The organism is Streptomyces sp. NPDC097107 (assembly GCF_044762405.1).
GTDB classification, from domain to species: Bacteria; Actinomycetota; Actinomycetes; order Streptomycetales; family Streptomycetaceae; genus Streptomyces; species Streptomyces thinghirensis.
In genome coordinates this window covers 1-1,123 of the sequence record NZ_JBIWEF010000043.1, presented here as the reverse complement: position 1 = coordinate 1,123, position 1,123 = coordinate 1, and the positions used below count along the sequence as shown (strand labels likewise).

Annotated in this window: 1 rRNA gene and 1 pseudogene; one reads left to right on the top strand and one right to left on the bottom strand. The window is 71.3% G+C overall.

Annotation, left to right across the window (positions count from 1 at the left end):
* Window positions 1-91, top strand: a 5S ribosomal RNA gene (rrf, locus tag ACIQ1J_RS35370); the annotation flags it as partial.
* 121 nt (window positions 92-212) lie between these two features.
* Here the strand turns inward: rrf and ACIQ1J_RS35365 are convergent.
* Window positions 213-1,123, bottom strand: a pseudogene (locus tag ACIQ1J_RS35365) (hypothetical protein); the annotation flags it as partial.

The following is a 1,123-nucleotide window of genomic DNA, read 5'->3' as shown; positions in this document are numbered from 1 at the left end:
GCCCGGTTACATTTCGAACCCGGAAGCTAAGCCTTACAGCGCCGATGGTACTGCAGGGGGGACCCTGTGGGAGAGTAGGACGCCGCCGAACAATCTTTGGAAAGGACCCTTGGTCCCCAGCGTTCAGCTGGGGACCAAGGGTCCTTTCGTATTTCCAGGACGCACCGGGTACCCGGCTGCGCGAGAATGACTTGCAGTACCGAAGACAGGAGTCACCGATGTCCACCAACTCTCCCGACGACCGACCGGAGCGCGACCAGCGGCGACGGGACAGTGGTGACCGCGGCGACCGCGGCGGTCAGCGCGGGGACCGTGGCGGTTTCCGTCGCGACAACGACCGCGACCGTGGCGGTTTCCGACGTGACGACGGCCGTGGCAACGACCGTGGCGGGCAGCGTGGTGGATTCCGTCGCGATGACCGGCGGGACGACCGTCGCGATGACCGGCGGGACGACCGGCGCGATGACCGGCGGGACGACCGTCGGGATGACAGCCGTGGTGGCGGGTTCGCGCCTCGTGACGACCGCGACCGTGACCGTGGGCCGCGTCGTGATGACCGTGACCGTGGCGGCGACCGTGGGTTCCGTCGTGACGACCGCAGCGGTGACCGGCCGCCCTTCCGTCGCGATGACCGCGGCGACCGTGGTGACCGCCCCTCCTTCCGCCGCGACGACCGCAGCGGTGACCGGCCCTCCTTCCGCCGTGACGACCGCGGCGACCGTGGTGACCGTCGTGACGACCGTGGCGGCTTCGGCCGACGTGACGACGGCCGTGGCAACGACCGTGGCGGGCAGCGTGGTGGATTCCGCCGGGATGACCGGCGGGACGACCGGCGGGACGACCGTCGGGACGACCGTCGGGACGACCGGCGGGACGACCGTCGGGATGACAGCCGTGGTGGCGGGTTCGCGCCTCGTGACGACCGCGACCGTGACCGTGGGCCGCGTCGTGATGACCGTGACCGTGGCGGCGACCGTGGGTTCCGTCGTGACGACCGCAGCGGTGACCGGCCGCCCTTCCGTCGCGATGACCGCGGCGACCGTGGTGACCGTCCCTCCTTCCGTCGTGACGACCGCAGCGGTGACCGGCCGCCCTTCCGTCGCGACGACCGCGGCGACCGTGG